This is a genomic window from Streptomyces sp. NPDC046881 (assembly GCF_040645015.1).
GTDB lineage: Bacteria > Actinomycetota > Actinomycetes > Streptomycetales > Streptomycetaceae > Streptomyces.
The window spans coordinates 12733-36145 of sequence record NZ_JBEYXJ010000066.1; the positions used below are offsets into that span (position 1 = coordinate 12733).

Annotated in this window: 20 protein-coding genes; 11 read left to right on the forward strand and 9 right to left on the reverse strand. The window is 74.0% G+C overall.

All coding sequences use genetic code 11. The features are described 5' to 3' along the window. Nucleotides 1-58 precede the first annotated feature (58 nt). A complete protein-coding gene (locus ABZ923_RS26840) occupies nt 59-547 on the forward strand; it encodes a hypothetical protein (RefSeq protein WP_361476269.1) in 489 nt (162 codons plus the stop codon). Between the two features lie 103 nt (nt 548-650). Continuing rightward, nucleotides 651-1094: an NUDIX domain-containing protein gene (locus ABZ923_RS26845; protein ID WP_361476271.1), complete on the forward strand. Its 444-nt coding sequence runs from the start codon at nt 651-653 to the stop codon at nt 1092-1094. Between the two features lie 9 nt (nt 1095-1103). Here the strand turns inward: ABZ923_RS26845 and ABZ923_RS26850 are convergent, their stop codons facing one another. Next, nucleotides 1104-2021 carry an aminoglycoside phosphotransferase family protein gene (locus ABZ923_RS26850; RefSeq protein WP_361476273.1) on the reverse strand — a complete coding sequence of 306 codons (918 nt, stop codon included), beginning with the start codon at nt 2019-2021 and terminating at the stop codon, nt 1104-1106. A gap of 252 nt (nt 2022-2273) precedes the next feature. On the opposite strand from ABZ923_RS26850, the gene ABZ923_RS26855 reads away from it, so the two are divergent. Both ABZ923_RS26855 and ABZ923_RS26860 read left to right on the forward strand, forming a co-directional pair. Beyond that, complete coding sequence (locus tag ABZ923_RS26855) at nt 2274-2660, forward strand: PPOX class F420-dependent oxidoreductase (protein ID WP_361476275.1); 387 nt, start codon at nt 2274-2276, stop codon at nt 2658-2660. Nucleotides 2661-2814: 154 nt separating this feature from the next. Then, nucleotides 2815-3624, forward strand: coding sequence for a hypothetical protein (locus tag ABZ923_RS26860; protein ID WP_361476277.1), 810 nt, complete (start codon nt 2815-2817; stop codon nt 3622-3624). Nucleotides 3625-3687: 63 nt separating this feature from the next. On the opposite strand, the gene ABZ923_RS26865 is transcribed toward ABZ923_RS26860, so the two are convergent. The 3 genes from ABZ923_RS26865 to ABZ923_RS26875 all read right to left on the reverse strand — a co-directional run bounded on the left by ABZ923_RS26865 (nt 3688) and on the right by ABZ923_RS26875 (nt 8035). Beyond that, nucleotides 3688-6447, reverse strand: a complete 2760-nt coding sequence (locus ABZ923_RS26865) for a hypothetical protein (RefSeq protein ID WP_361476279.1) — start codon at nt 6445-6447, stop codon at nt 3688-3690. A gap of 236 nt (nt 6448-6683) precedes the next feature. Then, on the reverse strand, nt 6684-7097 hold the full coding sequence (locus ABZ923_RS26870; protein ID WP_361476281.1) for a zinc ribbon domain-containing protein: 414 nt from the start codon (nt 7095-7097) through the stop codon (nt 6684-6686). A gap of 164 nt (nt 7098-7261) precedes the next feature. Continuing rightward, the gene (locus ABZ923_RS26875; protein WP_361476283.1) at nt 7262-8035 is read right to left on the reverse strand and encodes a TetR family transcriptional regulator; all 774 of its coding nucleotides are present in this window, start codon (nt 8033-8035) and stop codon (nt 7262-7264) included. 209 nt (nt 8036-8244) lie between these two features. Between ABZ923_RS26875 and ABZ923_RS26880 the strand changes: the two genes are divergently transcribed. Next, nucleotides 8245-9087 (forward strand): hypothetical protein, encoded by an 843-nt coding sequence (locus ABZ923_RS26880; protein WP_361476285.1) that lies wholly within the window; start codon nt 8245-8247, stop codon nt 9085-9087. Between the two features lie 69 nt (nt 9088-9156). Here the strand turns inward: ABZ923_RS26880 and ABZ923_RS26885 are convergent, their stop codons facing one another. Continuing rightward, nucleotides 9157-9768 (reverse strand): TetR/AcrR family transcriptional regulator, encoded by a 612-nt coding sequence (locus ABZ923_RS26885; protein WP_361476287.1) that lies wholly within the window; start codon nt 9766-9768, stop codon nt 9157-9159. A 125-nt stretch (nt 9769-9893) separates the two neighbouring features. Here ABZ923_RS26885 and ABZ923_RS26890 point away from each other — a divergent pair, with 125 nt between their 5' ends. The 6 genes from ABZ923_RS26890 to ABZ923_RS26915 all read left to right on the forward strand — a co-directional run bounded on the left by ABZ923_RS26890 (nt 9894) and on the right by ABZ923_RS26915 (nt 17256). Next, on the forward strand, nt 9894-10685 hold the full coding sequence (locus tag ABZ923_RS26890; protein ID WP_361476288.1) for an alpha/beta fold hydrolase: 792 nt from the start codon (nt 9894-9896) through the stop codon (nt 10683-10685). A 94-nt stretch (nt 10686-10779) separates the two neighbouring features. Further along, nucleotides 10780-12042, forward strand: a complete 1263-nt coding sequence (locus tag ABZ923_RS26895; RefSeq protein WP_361476290.1) for a hypothetical protein — start codon at nt 10780-10782, stop codon at nt 12040-12042. 108 nt (nt 12043-12150) lie between these two features. After that, nucleotides 12151-14583 carry a SpoIIE family protein phosphatase gene (locus ABZ923_RS26900; RefSeq protein WP_361476291.1) on the forward strand — a complete coding sequence of 811 codons (2433 nt, stop codon included), beginning with the start codon at nt 12151-12153 and terminating at the stop codon, nt 14581-14583. An 84-nt stretch (nt 14584-14667) separates the two neighbouring features. Continuing rightward, nucleotides 14668-15828, forward strand: a complete 1161-nt coding sequence (locus ABZ923_RS26905; protein ID WP_361476293.1) for a permease — start codon at nt 14668-14670, stop codon at nt 15826-15828. Between the two features lie 126 nt (nt 15829-15954). Beyond that, nucleotides 15955-16689: a peptidoglycan-binding domain-containing protein gene (locus tag ABZ923_RS26910; RefSeq protein WP_361476295.1), complete on the forward strand. Its 735-nt coding sequence runs from the start codon at nt 15955-15957 to the stop codon at nt 16687-16689. A 54-nt stretch (nt 16690-16743) separates the two neighbouring features. Beyond that, complete coding sequence (locus tag ABZ923_RS26915) at nt 16744-17256, forward strand: flavin reductase family protein (protein WP_361476297.1); 513 nt, start codon at nt 16744-16746, stop codon at nt 17254-17256. Between the two features lie 116 nt (nt 17257-17372). Here ABZ923_RS26915 and ABZ923_RS26920 read toward each other — a convergent pair whose 3' ends face one another. The 4 genes from ABZ923_RS26920 to ABZ923_RS26935 all read right to left on the reverse strand — a co-directional run bounded on the left by ABZ923_RS26920 (nt 17373) and on the right by ABZ923_RS26935 (nt 23379). Then, nucleotides 17373-19676, reverse strand: a complete 2304-nt coding sequence (locus tag ABZ923_RS26920; RefSeq protein WP_361476323.1) for a SpoIIE family protein phosphatase — start codon at nt 19674-19676, stop codon at nt 17373-17375. A 201-nt stretch (nt 19677-19877) separates the two neighbouring features. Then, nucleotides 19878-20258, reverse strand: coding sequence for a hypothetical protein (locus ABZ923_RS26925; RefSeq protein WP_361476299.1), 381 nt, complete (start codon nt 20256-20258; stop codon nt 19878-19880). Nucleotides 20259-20661: 403 nt separating this feature from the next. After that, nucleotides 20662-21579 carry a MurR/RpiR family transcriptional regulator gene (locus ABZ923_RS26930; RefSeq protein ID WP_361476301.1) on the reverse strand — a complete coding sequence of 306 codons (918 nt, stop codon included), beginning with the start codon at nt 21577-21579 and terminating at the stop codon, nt 20662-20664. 78 nt (nt 21580-21657) lie between these two features. After that, entirely contained in the window at nt 21658-23379 is a 1722-nt protein-coding gene (locus ABZ923_RS26935; protein WP_361476325.1) for a phospholipid carrier-dependent glycosyltransferase, read from the reverse strand. Nucleotides 23380-23413: the final 34 nt, after the last annotated feature.

Here is a 23413-nt window from a genome sequence, read left to right on the forward strand (position 1 = left end):
GGTCCTGATCGACGCTGCTCCGGCGAGCACCCGGCCCAAAGTTGATGAGGGGGACCCCATGGGTGTGCTGGCCGTCCTGATCCTCGTCGCCGTCCTGGTCCTGGTCGGCCTCGTCATCTGGCTCCTGGTCCTGACGAAGAGGCGTCGCGGAGCCGCTCAGGGCGAGGAGCAGCCCGGCGCGGACGTGACGCGGTCGTGGACCGGACTCCTGGCCGTCATCGCCGGTGACGTCGCCATCGCCGTCGCGGGAATCTGGGGCATCACGAAGACGGGGAGCCAGGCACAGCAAGTGGTGCCCCTGCTCACCAGCGCGTTCACCGCGATCACCGCCATCACGACGGCGTACTTCGGGATCAAGGCGGTGGCCAACACGGCCAAGGAAGCCATCGAAAGCCCGTCGCCCCCGGGTCCGCAGGGCACTCAGGGCCCGGCAGGCCCCCCGGGACCGCCGGGGCCCCCGGGACCGCCGGGACCGGCGGCGGCCACGGACCGGCCCCCCGCGGTCGCGGCGGAGGGCCGGGGCGGGGCCCGCGCAGGGGGGCCTTGAGGGTTAGAGTCTGCGCTGTGACCGTCACATCGCACGACGAGGGGCCGGGGGCGGGCCGGACACACCTCGAACTGCCGCCGGAGATGCCCCCCGTCACGGAGACATGAGCGGACAGCCGGCAGCACCCGTCATCGACACCCACGTCATCGTCCGCGACGGCGACACGGTCCTGTTGTCCCGGCGGGGCAGCCCGTACGGCTACGGCCGGTGGCACCTGCCGTCCGGAAAGCTCGACCGGGGCGAGCCGCTGCATGCCGGCGCCGCTCGCGAACTGTTCGAGGAGACCGGGCTCACCGTCGACCCGGACGATCTCCGGCTCGTCCACGTCGTCCACCACCGCCAGGAGACCGAAGGGGAGCGGATCGGCTTCTTCTTCGAAGCCCTCGCCTGGGAGGGGGAGCCCGTCAACAGGGAACCGGACAAGTGCCTGGCGCTCACCTGGTTCCCCGTGCACGAACTCCCCGACGACATCATCGAGTACCCGAGGGCCGGCCTGTTCGGCTACCTCGACGGCTCCGGTCCGCTGACGATGCACAACTGGACGTAGCGCCGTCGCTCACCGGCGGACCGCTGCGGTGAGGCGGCGCAGTGCGGCGTGGGCGGGCGGGCCCCAGGTGGGCTTGCCCCCGGGCCGGCCGTGGACGCCGGCGTGTCCGATGTGGAGGCAGGCGAGGGCGCGCAGCACCGCCCAGCCGCGGGCGCGGCGCAGGGTCGCGGCGTCCGGGCTCGGCCGGTACGTCTCGTGGAAGCGGTCGATCGCGCCGTCCGGCAGCAGGATCCAGGCGGCGGCGAGGTCGCAGGCCGGATCGCCGGCGAAGAGGTCACCGAAGTCGATCACGCCGGAGAAGGTGCCGTCCGTGGTCAGGACGTTGGCCGGATGCAGGTCGCCGTGCAGCCACAGCCGCGGGCCCGTCCAGTCCGGCGCGGCGGCGGCGTCCTCCCAGACCGCGCGGACGGCGTCCGGGTCGTGAACCAGGCCCAGTTCGGTGGCCGAGGCGAGCCCGCCGGCGAAGTGTCCGGCGGTGCCGGCCAGCGGGCCACCGCGGTCCCGGCCCTCGGGCGCACCGTCGGGGGCGGGGCGGTGCAGGGCGGTCAGGAAGGCGGCCAGGGCGACGGCCGCCTCCGCGGCGCGCGTGGCGGGGGCGCGGTCGGCGGGCTCGCCCGGGACCCAGGTGGTCACCAGCCAGGGCCGGGGAAACCGCTCGGAGGGTTCACCGAGACGCTGCGGCACGGGAACCGGGAGAGGGAGGCGCGGGGCGAGGCGGGGGAGCCAGGCGTGTTCCTTGCGCAGCAGCGCGTCCGCGGACCGCGTCGCCCAGGGCAACCGGACGGCGAGGTCGTCGCCGAGCCGCCACACCTGGTTGTCCCAGCCGAGCGCTCCGAGCCTCAGGGGCCGATCCGCCAGGTCGGGGTGCTGCTCACGCAGCAGACCCCGGATCAGGTCCTCGGTGATGCCGTTCTCGGTGATCGTCATGCGGAGCAACGGTAGCCGGGCGGTGGCCCGCTTCGGTCACCGCGCCAAGTCCGCGCTCCGAGAAGGTGGTTCGCCCTGCGCCGCCGTCGGGGCGGCAGGCGTTCACGCCCACCGCTCGTCGGCGTGGGCGTTGTCGTACACCACGATTGTCTCCGCCGCGACGTGGCGCGGCAACTGCCCGCTGCCCGCCGACAGTCCGGTCGGCGTCGTCCGGCCCTCCTCCCGCGGCGCGTCGCCTCCTAGACTGCGGGTATGGACGACACGCGGCTCGACCGGCTCGGTTCCGGCAAGTACCTGCTGGTGACCAGCTACCGTCAGAACGGCACACCCGTCGCCACCCCGGTCTGGGTGGTCCGGGACGACGGCGCCCTCGGGGTGTGGACGGTCGCCGACAGCTGGAAGGTGAAGCGGATCCGGCGCCGCCCCGACGTCCTCGTCGGCCCCTGCGACGTGCGCGGCAACCCCACCGGCGACCAGACGCCGGCCACCGCCGAGATCACCGACGCGGCCACCACCGCCCGCTACCGCAAGCTGATCGCCCGCAAGTACGGCGTCGTCGGCCGCCTCACCCTGCTCGGCAGCCGGCTCCGGCGGGGCCTGGACGGCACGGTCGGGATCCGGGTGACCCTCGGGGAGTGAGCGCGTCGCCCCCTCCACGAGCGATGCGCACGGCCGGAGTTGCATCCCCCGCTCCCCGGTCACAGCCTGGAAGGGCGAGAGCGACTCCCCCCCCGAGGCGATCGCGGCTCCGGCAGGGGTTTCGCGCAGCGTCACCGCCGACCAAGGGGCAGCTATGGACAGGCACCAGGGACTTCATCACCACGGCGACGGCGACCCGACCCTCGGCTCGCACGGCATGCTGCTCCTCGGCGGAGAGTTCTTCCACATGTCGCACCTGCCGATGTTCCGGTCGCCGCACAACTTCCGGGTCGTCCTGGAGGTGGGCTTGGCCGACACCGCCGCCTCGGTGGTCCGCTCCCACCGGCATCTCGTGCCCGAGGAACCGTACGACACGTACGTCCCCGACGACTTCCCGATGAGCGAGCTGGATCCGCGGGGCTCCGGTCCCCGGCGCACGTCGATGACCGGCAAGCTCGTCTGCGGGCACTTCGAGCGGGAGGGCGGCCAACACCCGCCGCTCGCCGAGCGAACCGTCGTGACCGTGCAGAACGTCGTGCACTTCGCGGAACTCGATGTGCGGGCGAAGCACCGCGACGACGGCGAGCTCGGCTACCTCTGCTTCGGCCGCGGAGGGCGGCTGTACCTCGCCCACGTGATCACCGGGGCGCCCGACTTCGACCAGGTGCTCACGGTCCGAACCGTCCCCGGCACCGCGACCGACCCGCTCGGACAACGGCTGCCCGACGACGACGCCACCCTGGAGAAGTTCTTCGCGGAGCGCTTCGCCGTGGCCGAACGGGTCGGCATCCTCGGGCGGACCGACGAACCGGACCGCCGGGTGGTTCCCCCGCAAACCGTGGACGGGGCGTTCTCCGTCGCGCCCCCGAGCGGCGTCCACGGGTTCCGGGTCCGGCTGGAGGCGCAGCGGGAGGTGTACATGGAGACCGGCGACCTTCGCGAACCCGGCCATCACCACGGCTGATCGGGGGCGCCGGTCCGGATCCGGGCGGCCCTCGGGGAGTGAGGGCCACCCGGGGGACGCGTCCTACGACGCGTTCAGCACCGAACCCTTCAGCTCCAGGCCGCCGGTCCGCGGCTCACCGGTCCCCAGGTCGGCCTGCCGGAACCGCACCGACTCCGTGGACTCCCGCACCCCGTCCCTCACCGTCGGCAGGGTGATGTCCGCGGTGGTACGCCCCGCGGGGATGTCCACCCACAGGTAGAGCCCGTTCACCTTGGACAGCGGGCGCTCCGGGTCGGGCTTCTCGCCGCTCATCTCCCGCAGCCAGCTCGCCGGGACGTCCTTGGTGGACACCTCCGGCGCGGTGGCCGGTGCCACCACGAACAGCGCGCCCATGTCCACGTCGACCGCCTCGGACAGCGACACCCGCCACTTCAGCGACTGCCCCTCGGTCACCTCGCCGGCGACGGGCGTGACGGTCATCGTGGGCGCCGGGTCGTCGTCGTGGACGGTGACACCGCCCCGGTAGGAACCGACGACCGCACCGCGGACCGCCTTGACCAGCACGTCGTACGACACGTCGGTGCCGTACCGGGTGTTGCCTTTCACCTCGACCGGTACGTCGATGTCGTGACCGCCCGGACGCACCGTCACCAGCCGGTCGGTGGCCTTGCCGGTGACCGGGTTGATGACGTACACCCGGACCTGACCGCTGCCGCCCCGGCCCGTCACCCGCGCCGGGACCCGGTAGGTGCGCACACCCGAGTCGCCCTCGGCCACGGTCGTCCGGCCGATGTCGACCCGCGGCAGCGCCTCGGTCCGCACCGCCGGCGTCCCCGGCCGCCAGCCCCACGCGTCCATGAGCCAGGCCCGCCCCGACGACGAACGCGGTGTCAGCTGGAGCGACTTGACCGACCCCAGGTCCACCCCGGTGCGGCCGGCCGCCGGCAACGGCACCCGGATCTCGCGGGCCCAGTAGGAGGCGGTCCGCTGGCTGCCGGGCAGCCCGTCCAGGGCGACCCGGCCGAGCTTCGCCTTCTTGCCGGCGGTGTCGGTGAGGGACACGTCCAGCTGCGTACCCTTGGAGTTCGGCGGCACGAACATCCGGAGCGCGAGGGCCTTGGCGCCGGACAGGGACACCGGCTTGCGCACGGTCACCCGGGCCGGGGTGCCGGTGCGCGTCCAGTGCAGCGCGATCGCGTGCCGGCCCGCCTCCCGGCCGATCTCCCACTGCGCGAAGTGCGGCGAGGACCCCTTGGCCCCCTGCCCCAGACAGGCCTGGGCCGGGCTCGGGTCGACCGCGGCGCACAGCGTGCCGCCGGTCACCGACACCCCGCCGTCCGGCAGGAACCCGCCGGACCGCCGGGCACCCACCGCGTGGGTGAGGACCCGCGCCGGGTCCGCCGACGGCGCCCGCCTGCCGGAGCCGTCCAGCAGCGGCCGTACCCGGTCGTCCCCGGCGAGGAACAGCCGGGCCGCTGCGGCGATGTACGTCGAACCGGCCCGGTGCTGCCGGTCGGCGGTCAGCCGGGTCGCCGCCCGCTTGCCGCACACCTTGTCCGGGTGCTGCGGCTCGTCGTAGAAGTCGTCCTCGGCGGGCGCCGCGGCCTGGCCGGGCGTCCACTCCGAGTTGAAGAAGTTGTGGTTGGCGCCGATGACGTACACCGCGCTGTGCAGCGCGGCACCGTTGCCGACCCCGCGCGTGCCGTCGACGTACACCTCGCCCTGCAGGTCGGAGACGTCACCGTCGCAGCCCGGCAGGATGGTCACCGACGGCACGTCGGGCACCGGGTTCTGACCGAAGACGGTCGGGCCGATCAGGACGGTGCCCCGGACGGTCCAGCGCACCGGCCCGTGGTAGCCGTCCTGCTCGGCGGGCGGCGCGGCGAGGCTGTCCAGCGCGGCCCGGTTGACGCCCTCGCCGCCCCGCGAGTGCCCGACCAGCAGCACCCGGGACAGGTCGGCGCGGGGCGCCTCACGGACCACCTTCGGGGCGGCCCCGGGGTGTTCGGCCCAGTCGGCCCAGTGGGCCAGGTGCAGCCGCACCAGGGACGAACGGGCCTGCGCGCCGCCGTCCTCCGCCGCGAAGTCCTGACCGTTGATCCCGTTGGCCGAGACCGACACGGTCACATAGCCCTGGGAGGCGAGCAGCCTCTGGTCCCGCAGATAGCCGCGGTGGCTCGGGACCGGCTTGGTCCCGGCCGGGCAGGGCCAGGTGCCGCTGCTGTCCATGCGGCCCTTGTAACACGTGTAGTGGCGGCCGTGCAGGAACAGGGCCAGCGGCCGCTTGCCGGTGGCGCCGACCGGGGCGACGACCACCGCGCGCATCTCCACCGGCTTCGCAAAGCCCGGCAGCCGCACCGACTTCAGCCCGTACTCGCCGGTCCTGGTGCGGTACGCGCCGGGCTTGCCCGGGTCCACGCCGTTCGCCGGCAGCGGGGCCGGCAGCCGTGGCGCCGACGCGGCACCGGCCGTCTCCCGCGCGTCCAACCGCCGCCCGCCGGACCAGACTTGCAGCCCCTGGAGCCCGGTCGCCCGCCGTCCGTCGAGCGGGAGCCGGAAGGTGTGTCCGTCGGCGGCCGGCCGCGGCACACCCAACAGCTCGTCCCCCGCGCGGAACTCGACTCGCGCGTCGCCCATCGGCACCGGCTCGCGGGACCGCCACACCAGCTGCGGCGCCGAGCCGCCGCCGGCCAGCCGCCACCCCGGCGGCAGCGGCGCGTCACCCGTCGGCACGCCTGGTCTCGCGGGCGGTTGGGAGTGGGCGACCGCCACTCCCGGGGATGCTCCCGCCACCGCGAGCAACGCGGCGGCGGTCACCCATATGCGCCGGGCACGGACCACAGTTCCTCCTCGAACCCCGAGCACGGACGTCCCGGCCCTCCCGGGCGTCCCTCGTCCCGGGAGGATGAGAAGCGGAGGCTGTGGGTTGCTTGTGAAGGAAGGGTGATCGCTCACATCGGCGAGCGGGGTGTACCCCAACAGGGCCGAGCCGGCGCCGAGTTCGGCCCCGGACCCCGTGCGCGGCGGCCGAACGCGACGGACCGCTCGCCGGCCGGCCGCTCAGCGGAGTACGGCGGTCAGGTCCAGGCCCGGTACGGCTCGTCGATCAGCTGGAAGACCGGCTCACCGCGCACCGGGTCCTTGGCGGTGGACAACCGGACCCGGTCGCCGCTGTGGATCCCGACCGGCGGGCCCATGACCCTGCCGCGTACGACGAAGCCCTCGGCCATCTCTATCAGCGACACGTTGCGCGCCGCGGGCGTGTTGCGATGCACCACGGTGGAGTGGCGGACCGTGCCGACGCCCTCGCTGCGCTCGGTGCGCAGCTCGCTGCCCTGGCAGACCGGACAGAGCAGCCGGTGGTACATCGCGGTGCCGCACCAGGTGCAGCGCTGGAAGAGGATGGCGTCCTTGGAGTCCGCGGCGGGATCGAGAACACCCGCAGCGGAACCGGCCGCCGGATGCGAGGTGCTTGCTGAGTGGTGGTACACGCTGGTCAACTCCCTGCGCTCGGCCGGATCCCGTGTGCCCGGCGCAGACCGGGCACACGTGTGCGCGGTTGCCGTGCCACCGTGCACGCCGTCAGGGTATGGCACTCAGTGTCACTCGTAAAGGCACTCCGTACCCCAAATTTGCGTCGGCAGTGGCCCGCGGATCAGCCGCGGCCGAGCGCCGTCTCCAGTTCCTGCACCACCCGCCACAGCGGGGCGTCCCGGCGGGCCACCAGCACCACCACGTCGTCGGACTGCGCCGGTCCCGCCTCGGCGTCGCCGGCGCCGAGCCAGGCGGCGGCCACCGGAGTGGCCTTCGGCGGGGTGGCCGCCTGGGCGGCCGTCGTCCGGCCGAACGTGCGCTGCACGAGTCCCAGCGCGTGGTCCACCGCCGCACCCGGGTCGTCCTTGCCGTCCGACCGCAGCCAGGAGCGCAGCGCGTTGTTGTGCGCGGCGACGACCGCGGCCGCGATCACGTCGGCGTTCAGGGTCCCGTCGGGACGCCCCGCGAACCGCGCGCGCAGGTACTCGGCGAGCGCCCGTTCGTAGCGCCAGACCACCGAGAGCTCGTAGGCCCGCAGGCCCGGCACCTGCCGGGTGAGGCGGTAGCGCTGCACGGAGAAGGTCGGGTTCTCGGCGTACATCCTGAGCACCAGCCGGGCCGCGTCGCAGACCCGCCGCACCGGATCGTGCTCCGGGCCGCCCGCCGCGAGGAATGCGGTCATGTCGGCCAGGCAGCGCTCGTGGTCGGGGAAGACCACGTCCTCCTTGGAGGGGAAGTAGCGGAAGAACGAACGCCGGCCGACCCCGGCCAGGGCCACGATGTCGTCCACCGTGGTCTGCTCGTACCCGTGTTCCAGGAAGAGCCGGAAGGCCGCCCCCACCAGGGCGTCCCGGATCGGCGGCTTCGCGGCCGGCGCCGCGCTGCTGGAGCTCATGGACGGGAACGTAGCATCCTGGGCCGGTTTCGTGACACTCAGTGCAGAAAGAGCGGCCCTTTGAGGGAACTGAGTGCTTCCGAGATCACCCCGGTGGACGGGGCTGGCCGAAAACCGCCGTACTCTGCGGCGTAACCTTTCTCCGCCGTCGGCGACGACGACGACCCGTACCGCACTTCCCCGACCCCGCGCCGTCCCGAGGAGCCCCCATGCCGGCCGCCCGCCCCCGCCTGCTCTACGTCACGTACCTGGCGTACCAGGCCCGCGGGCGCCGCTACTGCGACGAGGACGTCCACCTCACCTCGCGGCTGCGCGACCACTTCGACCTCGCCCTGTGCCATCCGCTGGACGCGGCGGCCCTGATGGACGGCTTCGACGCCGTCGTCGTCCGCAACAGCGGTCCGGTCCTCGGCTACCAGCGGGAGTACGACGCCTTCCGCGCCCGCGCGCTCGCCACCGGCGCCCTGGTGTACAACCCGCTCACCGGAAAGGCGGACATGGCCGGCAAGCAGTACCTGCTGGACCTGACGGCCGCCGGCTACCCGGTGATACCGACCGTCGACCGCGTCGAGGACGTGGGCCGGCTGCCCGCCGCCGGGCAGTACGTGGTCAAGCCGAAGCTCGGCGCGGACTCCCTCGGCCTGCGCGTCGTTTCGGGCAGCCGGCTCGCCGGACTCACCGCCGGGGACATCCTGATCCAGCCCCGCGTCGACTTCGTCCACGAGGTGTCCTTCTACTTCGTCGACGACGACTTCCAGTACGCCCTGTACGCCCCCGACCCCCGGCGCCGCTGGGAGCTGGTGCCCTACGCGGCCACCGCCGCCGACCTGGAGTTCGCCCGCCGGTTCGTCGACTGGAACGACCTCGGCCACGGCATCCAGCGCGTCGACGCCTGCCGCACCCCGGACGGCGGTCTGCTCCTGGTGGAACTGGAGGACCTCAACCCCTACCTGTCCCTGGAGGCGCTCCCGGAGGAGGCCAGGGACGCCTTCGTCACCGCCTTCACGGCATCCCTGAGCCGGTTCGTGCAGGGGGCGCTCAGCCCCGCCTGACCGGGGAAGGATTCCTCCCAGGTCGGGTTGCCCCCCTGTACCTGGGCGTCACCGGGCTCGCCCCGGACGTCAGCCCGCCGGCCAGGCCGCCATCGCCGCGTCGGCCACGCGCTCCAGGGTCTCCCGGGTCGCCCCGTCGACCGCTTGCTGGTTCATCCCCTGGACGACCGCCGCGTAGAAGGCCGCCAGCCCGTCGGCGTCCGTGTCGGCGGGGAGCCGCCCCGCGTCGACGTCGGTGCGGATGCAGGCGGCGAGCGAAGCCTTGGTCTCCTCGCGCATCGCACGCAGCTTGTCCTTCACGTCCTGGGAACCGGGGGAGCAGTTGGCCGCCCCGGTGATGATGACGCAGCCGGGCGGGTGGCCCGGGTCGGTGTAGTCGGCGGCGAGCTGCCGCAGCAGCGTGCTGATCGCCGAGCGGGCGTCCGGACCCTGCGGCAGCCGGGCCCCGTAGGTGCGCCGGTACAACTGGACGGCCTCGTCGAACAGTTGCCGCTTGTCACCGAAGGCGGCGTACAGGCTCGGCGGGTTGATCCCCATCGCCTCGGTGAGGGAGGCGACGGACGTCGTCTCGTAGCCGTGCGTCCAGAACTCGCGCAGGGCGGCGGCCAGGGCCTGATCGCGGTCGAAGGCGCGCCGGCTCCGCCTGGAAGGGGCCTTGTCCCGGCTGTGTCCGGTGCTCATGGCCCCAGCCTACCGTCATCTGTAGCGACCGCTAAAGATGCTCTGCTATCGTCGCCGACGCCCTGGCTTTAGCGATCGCTAAAGTCGGCTGGCCGAGTCGCCCGACACCACGAAAGGCACCCGAGATGGCTGCGCCCACACCCCCCGCCTTCGCCCGCACCGTGCGCGGCTCCGGCCCCGGTCTCCTCCTCGCCCACGGCGCCGGCGGCGGCATCGAGGCCAACTACGGGCCGATCCTGGAGGAGCTCGCCGCACGGCACACCGTCGTGGGCGTCGACTACCCGGGCACCGGCGCCACCCCGAGGGCCGAAGGTCCCCTCGATCTCGACGAGTTGGCCGATCAGCTGGTCGCGGCGGCCGACGCCGAGGGCCTCGACACCTTCGCGGTCAGCGGGTACTCGCTGGGCGGCCCCGTCGCGATCCGCCTCGCCGCGCGTCACCCCGAACGGGTCGGCTCACTGGTGCTGAGCGCGACGTTCGCCCACGCCGACACGCGAACCGCCCTCGCCGCCTCCCTCTGGCAGCAGCTGTTCGCGAGCGGCCGGCACGACCTTCTCGCCGAGTACCTGACCCTGATGACGCTGGGCGAACCGGCCTTGAACGCCCTCACTCCCGCCCAGGTCCGCGCCTCCGCCGAGCAACTGGCCTCGTCCCTCCCCGCCGGCACCGGCGACCAGGTCGACCTGGTGCGCAGGGTCGACGTCCGCGGTGACCTCGCCGGGATCGCGGTACCGGTCCTCGTCGTCGTCACCACCGCCGACCCGCTCGTCTCCCCGTCCCTCCAGCGACGGCTCGCCGCCGGCCTGCCCGCCGCCGAGACCGCCGAACTCCCCACCGGGCACCTGCCGTTCGTCGAACGACCGCGGGACTGGTTCGGGCTCATCGACGATTTCCTCACGAAGCACCGGGGACGGTAGCGGGCCGCCGTCGATGCGCCGGTGCGCCCAGGCCGTCGACGGAGCGAGCTCCCGCCCGGGGCGCCGTCGGTGGTCGCCGGTACCGTCCTGCCGTATGAAGATCGAATCCCTTCTCGAAGACCTGGAGAGCGGCGACGCCGCGCGCGCGGAGGCCGCGGTCGAGCAGGCCGGCGGTGCGGTGCCGACGCTGCTGCGGGGGCTGGCCGGGGTGCGGCGAACCGCTGATCTCCAGCCGGTCATGCGGGTGTTGGCGCGCCTCGGTTCGCCGGCCTTCGACGCCGTGCTGGCGGCCTGGGACCGCCAGGAGGTGACGGACTGGCAGGCGGGCCGGCTCCTCGGCGTGTTCGACGAGCGCTGCGCCGACCGGTACGCGGCCCTGGCGGCCGATCCGGACCACGGCAGGTCGTCCCACGGCTTCCAGGGCCTCGTCCGGCTGCGCGCCGACTCCGAGGCCGGACTGCGGGCCCTGGTGGAAAGCCATGCCCGCGGCCGCCTCGTCCCGTACCGGGCCGCCGACTACGCCCGCCTGCTGCACGAGTCCTTCCGGCCCCGGCTGCGTTCCCTGCGCCGCGACCCGGCCGCGTCCCCGCGGACCCGGCGGGGCGCGATGGCGGCGCTGCTGGCGGGCGGCGGCGCCGACGCACTCGACGACCGCGACCGCGCGGCGATCGAGCGGCTGATCCGGGTGAAGCTCCCGCACGAGACGCCCAGGCTCCCGTCGCCGACCCTGAGCGGCTGGTGGATGGCCGTGCCCGGGGCGACGTACGAGGGTGTCTTCGAGGCACTGGGCCTGCACGACCGGCGGCCCGTCACGATCTCCGCCGGTCTCCACGCGGCGGAGGGCCGGGAGATCCGCGTGCCCGGACCGGACGGCGCCGACCGCACCGTGGGGCGGGCCTTCGTCACCCCGGAGCTGGACGGCTGGCGCTTGGTCTTCGGTCCGTTCGACCTGCTCGTCGGCGACCCCTGGGACGGCATGATCGAGACGGTCGAGCGGGTCAGCGACCACTGCGGCCAGGCCCAGTTCTTCTTCCTGGACGACGCCGGCGGCTCCGACGTGTGGATCGTCGCCGAGAACGGCCGGGTGATCCGCCAGTACGCCGCCGAGGGCGACCCCGAGTGGGAGGGCGACCCGCTGCCCTGGGAGACCCTCGCGGTCGACGACCCGGACTTCGACCCCGAGTACGACGAGGCCCCGCCCAACGCGGGCACCACGGGCGCCCGGTCCGCCTGCGGGTACCTCTCGGTCGACCCCGGCGAGGTCGGCCCGGACACCGGCGTACGCGGCCACGGCTGGCTGGCCGTCACCGCACCGGGTGTCGGCCACGGTGCGTTCCCCGGCACGCTCCCCGTCTGACCGGCGCCCATAGCACCCCCTCCCTTCGATAGCAAGACTCGACCTATGCGTGAAGTTTGAACTAGTTTCGTGGTACCTACCACATTCATCCGCAAAGGTGACGATCCGGTGACACGTAGGCAGGAGGCCCAGGGCGTGCCGTTCCGCGGCCCCGCCCTGGCCGCCGCGCGCACCCTGGCCCAGGGCGCGTCCCTGCTCACCGCCCTGCTCGGCGCGGTGGGACTGGCTGGATGGATCTTCGGCGTCGACCTCCTCAAGAGCGCACTGCCGGGCGGTGCCCCGGCGATGAAGACGAACGCCGCTGTGGCCTTGCTCGTGCTGGGCCTCGCACTGGTCGTGCTGGCGCGCCGGCCGGTGGCCGGGAAGGCGGTGGCCGGCGCCCGTGCGGGCGCGGTGCTGGCCACGGCGATCGGCGGACTGACCGTGGCGGAGTACGTCACCGGAGCCGGCCTGGGCATCGATCAGCTTCTGTTCCGGGACGACACCGTGGTGGCGGGGACCGGAACGGCCGGGCGGATGGCACCGAGCGCGGCCGCCGCGCTGACGCTCGCGGGGGTCGCCGTGCTGTGCATGAGCATGCGCCGGCTGCCCGCCTGGACGAGCCAGATCGCGGGCCTGGCCGTCCTCTGCCTGGGCCTGCTGCGGCTGTACGGCCTCGCCTACGCCGCACCCGAGCTCGAACGGTTCGGTGCCTACATGGCCCTGCCCACCGCGCTGGCCCTGGTGCTGCTGGGCGGCGCCGTCTTCCTGGCCCGCCCGGACGAAGGACCGGCCGGCCTGCTGATGAACGCGGGCACCATGGGGCCGCTCGGGCGCCGGCTGGTCGTCGCCAACCTGGTCGTCCCGCTGCTGCTGGGCTGGGCCGTCCTCGCCGGCCGGGACGCGGGGCTGTACGGCGGCCGGCTGGCCACGGCGCTGCTGGTGTGGGGACACGCCACCGTCTTCACCGTCCTCGTCCTCGCCGCCCTTCCCGTGGGCCGCCGCGTCGAGGTGGCGCACGCCCGGGCCGAGTGGCAGGTACGGCAGAACGAACTGCTGCAGGCGTTCATGGACCACACGCCCGCGGAGGTGTTCATCACGGACCTGGACGGTCGCTTCCTGGCGGTCAACACCCGCTTCGAGGAGAGCACCGGCCTGCCGTACGAACGGGTGGTGGACCGGCGGGCCCCGGACGTCCTGCCGCCCGCGCTCGCGCGGCACCTGGGGGCCGACGACCTCGGCGCACTGGCGCGCGGCAGCGCGGTGCAGCGCGAGGAACGCCTCCCCCTGCCGGGCGGGCCCCGGGACGTGCTGACCACGCTGTTCCCGTTCACCGACCCGTCCGGCCGGCCCTACGCCGCCTGCGGGGTCGTCCTCGACGTCACCGAACGCGTCGCCGCCCAGCGGGAGGTCCAGCGGGCCCACCGGCGCTTCCACGCGCTGCTGGAATCCGCACCCGACGCCACCCTGATCACGGACGGCGACGGCATCATCGTCATGGCCAACGCCCAGGTGGAAGGGCTCTTCGGCCACAAACCGGACGCCCTCGTCGGCACCAGGGTCGTCGACCTGGTGCCCGGTCCGCGGCACCGGCGGCACAGCGCGCTGCTGAACACCTACCTGCGGCGGCGCGACGGGAAGCCGATGGTCCTGGACCGGGACCTGTACGGGCTGCACGGCGACGGCGGCGAGTTCCCCGTCGAGGTCAGCATCAGCACCCTCCAGGCCGAACAGGAGACGCTGGTGTTCCTGACCGTCCGGGACATCACCGAGCGCAGACAGGCCGAGGCCGACCGCGCCCAGCGCTACGAACACCAGCGGCACATCGCCTACACCCTGCAGCACAGCCTCATGGGCGAGCCGCCCCGCCTGCCGCACCTGCCCAGCGCCCACCGGTACCTGGCGTCCGTCCAGGACCCCGGGGTCGGCGGCGACTGGTTCGACATCATCCCGCTGGACGCACACCGCACCGGCATCGTCATCGGCGACGTGATGGGCCGGGGCCTGGAGGCGGCGGCCGTCATGGGCCAGCTGCGCGCCGCCTCCCACGCGCTGGCCCGTACCGGCATACCGCCCGGCCGGCTGATGACCGGGCTGGACGCGTTCGTCGGCGACCTGGCGGACCAGCTCGTCACCTGCACCTACCTGGTCATCGACCAGGACGCCCGCGAGGTCACCCTGTGCTCGGCCGGACACATGCCGGTCATCGCCCTCCCCCCGGACGGGCCCGCCCACCGGCTGCGGACCCCGGTCGGCGTACCGCTGGGCGTCAACGGCCTGTCCGGCACCGCGGTCCCGTTCCGGGAGACGACCCAGCCACTGCCCTCGGGCAGCACGCTCGCGCTCTACACGGACGGACTGGTCGAGCGGCCCGGCACCGACATCGACGCCCAGATCGACGTCCTCGCCCGCACCCTCCACGGCGCGCTGAAGGACGATCCCGCCGGCCCCGACGCCCTGGACGAGGCCGCGTCCCTCCTGGTCGGCACCCTCATCCCGGACACGACCCTGCACGACGACGACGTGACGCTGCTCCTGGTCGGCCTGCCGGCCCCGGGCTGAGCACCGGCGCCCGCCCCCGGCCGGCAGCGGCGGCCACCGGTACGGCGGGGCCGCACACCGTGCCCCGGCGGGAAGGCTTCACAGATGCACGCCGTACTGCACGCACTGTCGATCACCGGATCCATGACCTGGGAGATCACCTGGGCCCTGATCCTGGGCTTCGCCCTGTCCGCCGTCGTCCAGGCCGTGGTCCGGAAATCCACCGTCGTCTCCCTGCTGGGCGACGACCGGCCCCGCACCCTCGCCGTCGCCGCGGGCCTGGGCGTGGCGTCCTCCTCCTGCTCCTACGCCGCGGTGGCGCTGGCCCGCTCGCTGTTCCGCAAGGGCGCGGACTTCACCGCCGCGATGGCCTTCGAGATCGCCTCCACCAACCTCGTCGTCGAGCTGGGCGTCATCCTGGCGCTGCTGATGGGCTGGCAGTTCACCGCCGCGGAGTTCGCCGGCGGCACCGTCATGATCGTCGTGCTGGCCGTCCTGTTCCGCCTGTTCCTGAGCGAAGGGCTGCTGCGTCAGGCCCGTGAACAGGCAGAAAAGGGGCTGGCCGGGTCGATGGAGGGCCATGCGGCGATGGACATGTCCGTGTCCCGCGAAGGCTCCTTCGCCTGCCGGCTGTTCTCCCGCGAGGGCTTCACCGCCACCAGTCACGTCTTCGTCATGGAATGGGCGGCGATCCTGCGCGACCTCGTCGTCGGACTGCTCGTCGCCGGTGCGATCGCCGCCTGGGTCCCGGACTCCTTCTGGCGTGCGTTCTTCTTCGACGGCCACCCGCTGGCGGCCAAGCTGTGGGGTCCCGTCGTCGGCCCGCTGGTGGCGATCGTCTCGTTCGTGTGCTCCATCGGCAACGTTCCGCTGGCGGTGGTGCTGTGGAAGGGAGGCATCAGCTTCGGCGGCGTGGTGGCGTTCGTCTTCGCCGACCTGCTGATCCTGCCGATCCTCAGCATCTACCGGAAGTACTACGGCGCGAAGACGGCCGCCTTCCTCCTCGGCACCTTCTACCTGGCGATGGTCGTGGCCGGATACCTCGTGGAGTTCGCCTTCGGCAGCCTCGGCCTGATCCCCGACCAGGCCGCCGCACGGCTCCCCACGGAGGGGATCGGCTGGAACTACACCACCTGGCTCGACATCGCCTTCCTCGTCCTCGCCGCCGTGCTCGTGGTGCGGTTCCTGCGCACCGGCGGGCTGCCCATGCTGCGCATGATGGGCGGCGCACCCGCGAGCGGCCACGGTCACGGCGACCACGGGTGACCGCCACCGCCCGACGCGCCCGGCGGGCCGGCGCGCGGGAGGTACCTGAACGGGGCCGCGGCGGGCGCCGTATCTCAGCTCGGGGCGTGACAGCCCCGTATCCGCGGGACGGAAGGAGAGAGCCAGGTGCCGACACCGCCCGACCCCGAACAGCCGCCGCCCGGAGGGGTGCTGGAGCCCGTCCGGGTCCTGCGGCCCCGCCGTTTCGACGCCCTCGCGGAGCTGATGCGGGAGTTCCGGCCCGACCCGGTGACGTTCGAGCCCCTCGGCGCGGCACCGCAGGCGCGGACGGCCCACCCGGCCGAGGCCGACACCCAGGAACTCCCGCCCGTCCCCCCGCCCCGGCCGGCTCGCTCCCGTCCCGCGGCCACCCCCGCCACGGGCACCCCCGGCTCCCGCCCCGGGCCGCGCCGGGCCGCCGTCGCCGTGGCCGTGGCCGCCGCGGCACTCGTCGGCTTCGGCGGTGCCCTGCTGCTCCCCGGCCGCCAGCAGGCCGCCGCCACCGCCGCCCCGTCCCCGCCGGCCACGACCGCACCGCCCGCCACCGCCCCGTCCCCGCCGGCCCCCGGCGCATCGGCCGCCGCCCCCACCGCGCCCACCGCCGCGACCGACCCGGACGGCCCCGGCACCCTCCGCCAGGGCGACACCGGCCCCGAGGTCACCGACCTCCAGCAACGCCTGCTGCGCATCCCGGACGTCTACCGCGACGGCACCGCCAGCGGCACCTACGACGTCACGCTCACCGAGGCCGTGGCCCGCTTCCAGCTCTGGTACGGCATCAGCGGTGACGAGACGGGTGTCTACGGGGACGACACGCGCCGCGCGCTGGAGTCCCGCACCGGCTTCGGAGACGATGCATGAGCGCGCGGGGTACGAGCACCCGTAACCCAGTGGCGGCGGACGGGAGCGGACGGCATGGCGGACGAGAGCGGCGCGCGGGACGAGACGGCGGAGCCGAGCGGCTTCTTCGACCGGCTGGACCCGGACATGTGCGTGGTCACCGTCTCGGCGAGTGGCGAGCGGGACGGCTGCCTGGTCGGCTTCGCCTCGCAGTGCTCCATGAAGCCGCCCCGGTTCGCCGTGTGGCTGTCCAAGGCCAACCGCACCTACCGGCTCGCCCGGGCCGCCCAGTTCCTCGCCGTCCACCTGCTCACCCGGGACCAGCGGGAGCTGGCGGAACTCCTCGGCGGGGAGACGGGCGACGAGACCGACAAGTTCGCCCGGCTGCGCTGGCGGGAGGGACACGGCGGCACCGCCGTCCTGACGGACGCGGCGGCCTGGTTCGTCGGCACCATCCTGCACCGCACCGACGGTGGCGACCACGTCGGCTTCGTGCTCGACCCGGTCCAGTGGGGCGAGGGGCGGGGCGGGCCGCTGCTGCGGCTCTCCGACGCCATCGGCATCGAGGCCGGCCACCCCGTGGACTGAGCGGGCCCCGCTCCCGGACGGCACCGCCAGGCCCCGTCGTGCGGATCGTCCCGGCGTCGCGGGGCCCGGTGCGGAGGCACCACAGCTCGCAGCCGGCCCGGTGCCGGCGACAGGCCCTAGCCGTCCGCGCCCGGCTCCTCCTCCAGGGGCATCCGGATGTCCACCACACACACGTCGTCCCGCCGCTCCTCGGCGAGCATCGAGGCGAGCAGTGCGTCCAGGGAGTCGGACTCGCCGCAGCCCTGGCTGCGCACCGCCTCGGCCAGCCGGGCGAAACCCGCGTCGAGACCTTCGCCGGGGCGCTCGACCAGGCCGTCGGTGTAGAGCAGCAGCCGGTCCCCGGGCTCCAGCCGCAGTTCCCGCGCATCGTAGGCGGGGGTCGACATCGCGCCGAGCAGCATGCCGCCGGGCCGGTCCAGGAAGCGCACCTCGCCCCGGCGCACCAGCAGCGGCGGCGGGTGCCCGGCCTGCGCCCAGGCCAGGACGTGCTGGTCGGGGTCGTAGCGGGCCAGCATCATGGTGGCGGTGATCTGGCCGTCCCGGGAGTGCAGCAGCAGCTGGTTCAGCCGCGCCAGGGCCCCGGTGAGCGAGGAGCCGGTGCTGACCATGCCCTTCGCGGTGAATCTGAGCTGGGCCATGGTGGCCACGGCGTCGATGCCGTGGCCCGCCACGTCGCCGACCACGAACAGCGCGTCGGAGTCGGGCAGTTCGATGGCGCTGAACCAGTCGCCGCCGACGTGGATGCCGGCCTGCGCGGGCAGGTAGGCGACCTCGACGCGCAGCCCGGCCAGCCGCACCGGCTTGCTGGGCAGCGGCAGCAGGGCGTGCTGCAGCCGGGCCGCCAGGGCCCGTTCGGCCTGGAGGATGCCGCGCTGGAGGAGCATCGCGCGTTCGCTCTCCACCAGTGCCAGTTCCGCGCTGCGCTGCGCGGTGAGGTCCTGGACGAAGCCGTGCACCTCGACCGGGGTGCCGTCGGGCGCCGTGACGGCCTCCGCGACCATCCGCAGGTGCCGGACGCCGGCGGGCGTGTCGATACGGAACGGCACGTTGAACGGCCGTCCCCGGGAGACGAGCTCGGCGATGGCGTGGGCCAGCGGGCCGGTGTCCTCCGGCAGCGCCAGGTCGGGCAGCTGCTCCAGCCGGACCGGTTCCTGGCCGGGGACCAGGCCCAGCACGGCGTACGTCTGCGCGGCCCAGGAGATCTCCTGGGTGACCAGGTTCCAGTTCGCCCAGCCCAGGTTGCCGAGCCGCTGCACGTCGGCGAGGCGCTGCTCCTGCCGGTCCACGGGGTCGTGCCGCAGCCAGGTCACCACCAGGCCCTCGCCCAGCGGGGCCGCCCGCACGGTGTAGGTGGCGGTCACGGGCACCCCGCCGATCACGTCCTGGTAGGCGAACGGGTCGCCCTCGAAGGGCACGCCGGTCTCCAGGGCCTGCAGATAGCCCTGCCACAGCGGTTCGCCCGCGACCGACGGGTAGCTTTCCAGGATGAGGCTGCCGACCATGTCCCGGCCGGTCCGGCCGAACACGTCGACCGCCTCCGGGGTGGCGGCGTCGATGCGGTAGTCCTCCACCTCGCCGGAGGGTCCGCGCAGCGGGGTCAGCAGGGTCGCCGCGCCCGGCAGCGCGTCGAACACCGCCTGCACGGTGGGGGAGAGGTCTCCGGGCGCGCCGTTCTGCGGGCTGTCGAAGGCCCGCAGCCGGCCCGCGCACAGCCGGCTGACGGCCCGCAGCAGCTCCCGCTCGCGCGACGTGAACGGTCCGTCCCGGCGGCGCAGCAGCCCGAGGACGATGTGGGCGGTCTCCCCGGCCGGCAGGGGCAGCCAGGCGCGGGTGGGCCACCGCTCCGGGGGATCCCCGATGAGCAGGTAGCGCGTGCGGTCGACGGCGAGGTCCTCCAGCCAGCGGGGCTCCCCGGACCGCAGGGCGTCCATCGCGGCCACGCTGGTCACCGGGGGCAGTTGGCGCCACTGGGCGGCGAGGGTGGGGTCGATGCCGGCGTAGGCGATCAATCTCAGGCCGCCCTCGGGCAGCCGCTCGTACAGCATCACCGCGTCGCCGCCCACCTCCTGCGCCAGGTGGTCCAGCAGGCATCCGGCCAGTTCGTGCGGCGAGCCGACCCGGACGAGGTCGCGGGCGATGTGCGCGAGGACTGCCGAGAGCTCCGCGGTGCCGGCGGGCGCGATCCCGGCGGAGCCGGTCTCGGCGGCCGGTGCCGTCGGGGTGGCGGCGGGCCGTTCCATGGGCGGCAGGGCACCCAGGGTGAGCCAGCACTGTTCGAGGAGGGTGCGGTTGCCGTCCTTGGCGCGCTGGGTCAGCTCCTCGTGGGCCGCGTCCGGCGTACAGCCGGTGAGAGCCATCAGCACGCCCTTGGCCCGCTCCAGGACGGCCGAGGTCGCGGCCAGGTCCCGCAGCCGTTCCATCTCCGCGCGCTGCCGGGCGACGACCTTGGCCAGCGCCGCCACATCGGCGCTGGGGTCGCGGTCCACCGGGGGCAGAGGCTCGCTCGTCACGCGACGAGCATTGCACACCTCGGGCCGTTCGATCACTCGTCTGCCGGGTCCGGATTCGTACGACCTTCAGGCAAGCTGTCCACAGGGTGGAAAGCGCAGGTCAGGAGGGGTTCAGCGGCCCGCGCCACGGGCCGCCAGGGCCTCGCTGACCGCACGGACACTGCGCGCGATGTGCTGCAGCTGGAGTACCTCGGCCGCGTACAGCTTGATCGTGTGTTCGATGACCGACTCGGGCAGTCCCAGCACCGGAAGCTCGGCCCGGGCGGTCTGCAGGGCGGTCCGCGCGACCCGGATCTCCTGCTGCACCTGGATCTGCGCGTGCCGGGCGAGCAGGACCGGGTGCCGGATGAGCGCCGGATAGCTGGCGTAGCGCGCGGGGATCAGTTCGCGCAGCCACTTGGCCGCGGAGCGTTCCCAGTCGTACGAGCCCGGCGTCTTGACCTGACAGGGCCAGTCGGGGCTGATGCGCGTGCTGGTCAGGGGCATGATCATCGCTTCCGGTGTGCGGCGTCGTGAGGGTGATCGACGGATTCGGGGCGGCCCCGGCCTAGGGGATGGCCGGGGGCGCCACGGGCGCGTCGCCGCGCAGACGGCGCGCCCCGGTACACCCCGGGCGCCGACGTGGGTAGGGGACGGCGGCAGGGGGTGTCCGTGCGGGGGCCCCGGGCGCGGGGAACCGGCGCTGCGTGCGGAGGTGCGTGCGCATGGGCGGTCCGTCGGCTTTCTCGGGGCGGTGTAGCGGGTGGTGCGCCGAGCAGTATTTATATATACCGACCAGTTTGCAAGACGTATGAAAACATTCATCCGCGATATGCGGTGAATCATCCCCGTCCAGGGGGGTGGAGGACCGCAGGATCTTCACGTCTCGCCCGGCGCGCGCGGGAGGATCGGCCGGTCAGTCCCGGAGGAAGAACTGGTGCTGCTCGGAAAGCTGTTCGTACTTCTCCAGCCGGGCCTGGGTGCGCTCCGGGTCGGCGTCGGTCATGGCCTGCAGCAGCGCGGCGGCCAGCACACCGGGCGCTGCATAGGAGTCGAACACCAGCCGGGAGCCGGTGCCGGTGGCGAAGGTGACGTCGGCTTCGTCGGCCAGCGGCCCCAGGGCCAGGTCGGTCACCAGGGCGACCTTCAGACCCGCCCCGCGCGCCACCCGGACCGCCTGGAGCGTCTCCTGGGAGTGCCGGGGCATCGCGAAGGCCAGCACCCAGCTGCCGCCCGCCTCGCGGGACTGCAGCAGCGCGTCGTACGCCACGCTGCCGCCGCGGGTCACCAGCCGCACGTCCGGGTGGATCCGGCGGGCGGCGTAACCGAAGTACTCGGCGAGCGACACCGAGATGCGCAGGCCCAGCACGGTCAGCGGGGTGGAGCGGGACAGCTCGCGGCCGACCCGGATGACCCGGTCGGGATCGGCGAGGTCGCGCCGCAGGTTCTCCAGGTTCTCGATCTCGGCGTCGACGGCCGCCTGCAGCTCGTTGGCCAGGTTCTCCTCGCCGGGCCCGCCGGCCAGGCTGCTGAGCGCGATCGCCTGGAGCCTCTCGCGCAGCGCGGGGTAACCGCTGAACCCCACGGCCGCGGCGAAGCGCGTGACGGAGGGCTGGCTGACCCCGACCCGGTCGGCCAGCTCGGTGATCGACAGGAACGCGGCCTCGGTGATGTGCTCGATCAGGTACTGGGCGATGCGCCGCTGCCCCGGCGACAGACGCGGGCCGTCGAAGAGTTCCCTGAGCCGCGAGGTCGGCGCGGCCTCGGCCTCGGGCACGGTCTTCCCCGACGTGATCGCTGATGCCTGTGCGCGTGCCTGCTGCGGCGAGGGCACCGGTCGGCCTCCTTTGTCTGCCACGAGCACTCAACATAGCTCACCGACCGTCGTGACCAGGGGGTTGGAGCAGGTGGCTCACCGGCGGTACAGGGTGATGGAATGGCCCACTTCGCCGACCGGGCGGCTGCCCGCGATCAGCTCGGCCAGCCGCCCGCGCGCCTTGGCGGCGGCGGAGTCCGACACCACCAGCAGCCCGTGCACCCGATCGGGTGGCACGGACCGCGGATCGGTGGCGTGGATGCCGTAGTACGACGGCACTCCGCTGCCCTTGTACACCAGCCACACCCGCTCGCCGGGGTACCGCTCCCGGAGCCGGTCGGCGAGCCGCCCCAGGTCCTGGCCCCAGTCCACGTTCGAGTCGTGCAGCAGCCGGTACGTGTGCGCCGGGCCGCCGAACGCCTCGTTCGCGTACGGCAGGTAGTACGGGAACGTCCGCGCCGAACTCACCGCCACCCACAGCACCAGCGCACCGGTCAGGAGCCCCGCCCCCCGCCGGCGCAGTGTGAGCACCCCGGCCGCCGCCACCGCCAGGAACACCGGCACGAACAGCGCGTACCGGGTGCCGAAGTCCCGCGACCCCGTCATCGCCGCCGCCAGCAGCACCGCCGGCGCCGCCAGCAGGTACGGCGCCGCGGGCCGCAGCCGGCGCCGCGCCACGACCGCCACGGCACCGGCCGCGCCCAGCGCCAGCAGCCCGAGCGGGGTCTTCACCAGCAGGGCGGCCGGCAGGTAGTACCAGAGCGAACCGGTGTACAGGTGCCCGAACAGATACCCCTGCCAGGGATAGTCCTCCAGCCCGAACTGCACCCGCATACCGGCCAGGTACGCCGGCGGCACCGGCAGCAGCTCCACCAGCCGCCCCCGCAGCCCGTGCACCCCGGGCACCGGCTCCGCGGGCACGAACCGCAGCCGCGGGTCGACGGCCAGGTACGCGGCCCACACGACGGCGACGGCCACGACCGCGACGACGACTGCGCCCACCAGCGCCGACACCGCCGGCCGCCGCGCCCCGGGCCAGGGGAGGGGCCGCCAGGAGACCGCCTCGGACCGGTGGGCCGCCACGGCGGACAGCGCCGCCAGTGCCATCAGCACCGGCACCGCCGGCAGGGCGCTCATCTTGGTCGCCGCGGCCGCGCCGAGCGCCGCGCCCGTGAGGGGCAGGTACCGGGCGGGGCGGCGGCGGGCCCGCCAGGCCAGCCAGCACGCCGTCAGGACGAGGGCGACGGCCGGCATGTCCAGCGTGGCCAGGGAACCGTGGGCGATCACGTCGGGGGAGAACGCGTACAGGGCCAGCGCGGTCAGGCCGCCCGCCGTGCCCGCCAGGTCCCGGGCGAACGCGAACACCACCAGCCCGCACAGCAGGGTCAGCGCGATCACCGGCAGCCGCGCCCACAGCAGCAGCCGCCCGGGGTCGTTGCCCGAGCCGTACAGCAGGTGCCGGCCCACCTCGCCCTGGTCGCCCGGGTACGACGGGTCGTAGCGCGGGTCCGCCACCGCCACCCCGGCCGCGATCAGCAGTTTCCCGAGCGGCGGATGCTCGGGGTTGTAGCGCAGCCGGTGCTCGCGCAGGTAGTCGGTGGCCGTGGCGACGTACACCGGCTCGTCGATCGTCGGGGTCTGCTGGACCGCCGTGGTGACCATCGCCGCGGCCATCTGCGCGAGCAGCAGCGCGACCAGGACCGGCGGCAGCCACCGCCGGTGCCGGCGCAGCCGGGCGAACCGGCCGGCCGGGGCCTGCCGTACCGGCCCCGTGGGGGCCTCGGGTGTGAGGACCGGGTGTTGTGCGCGCGCCATCATCCGCCCCGCGGCGGCACCGGCCGTGCGGCGGCGG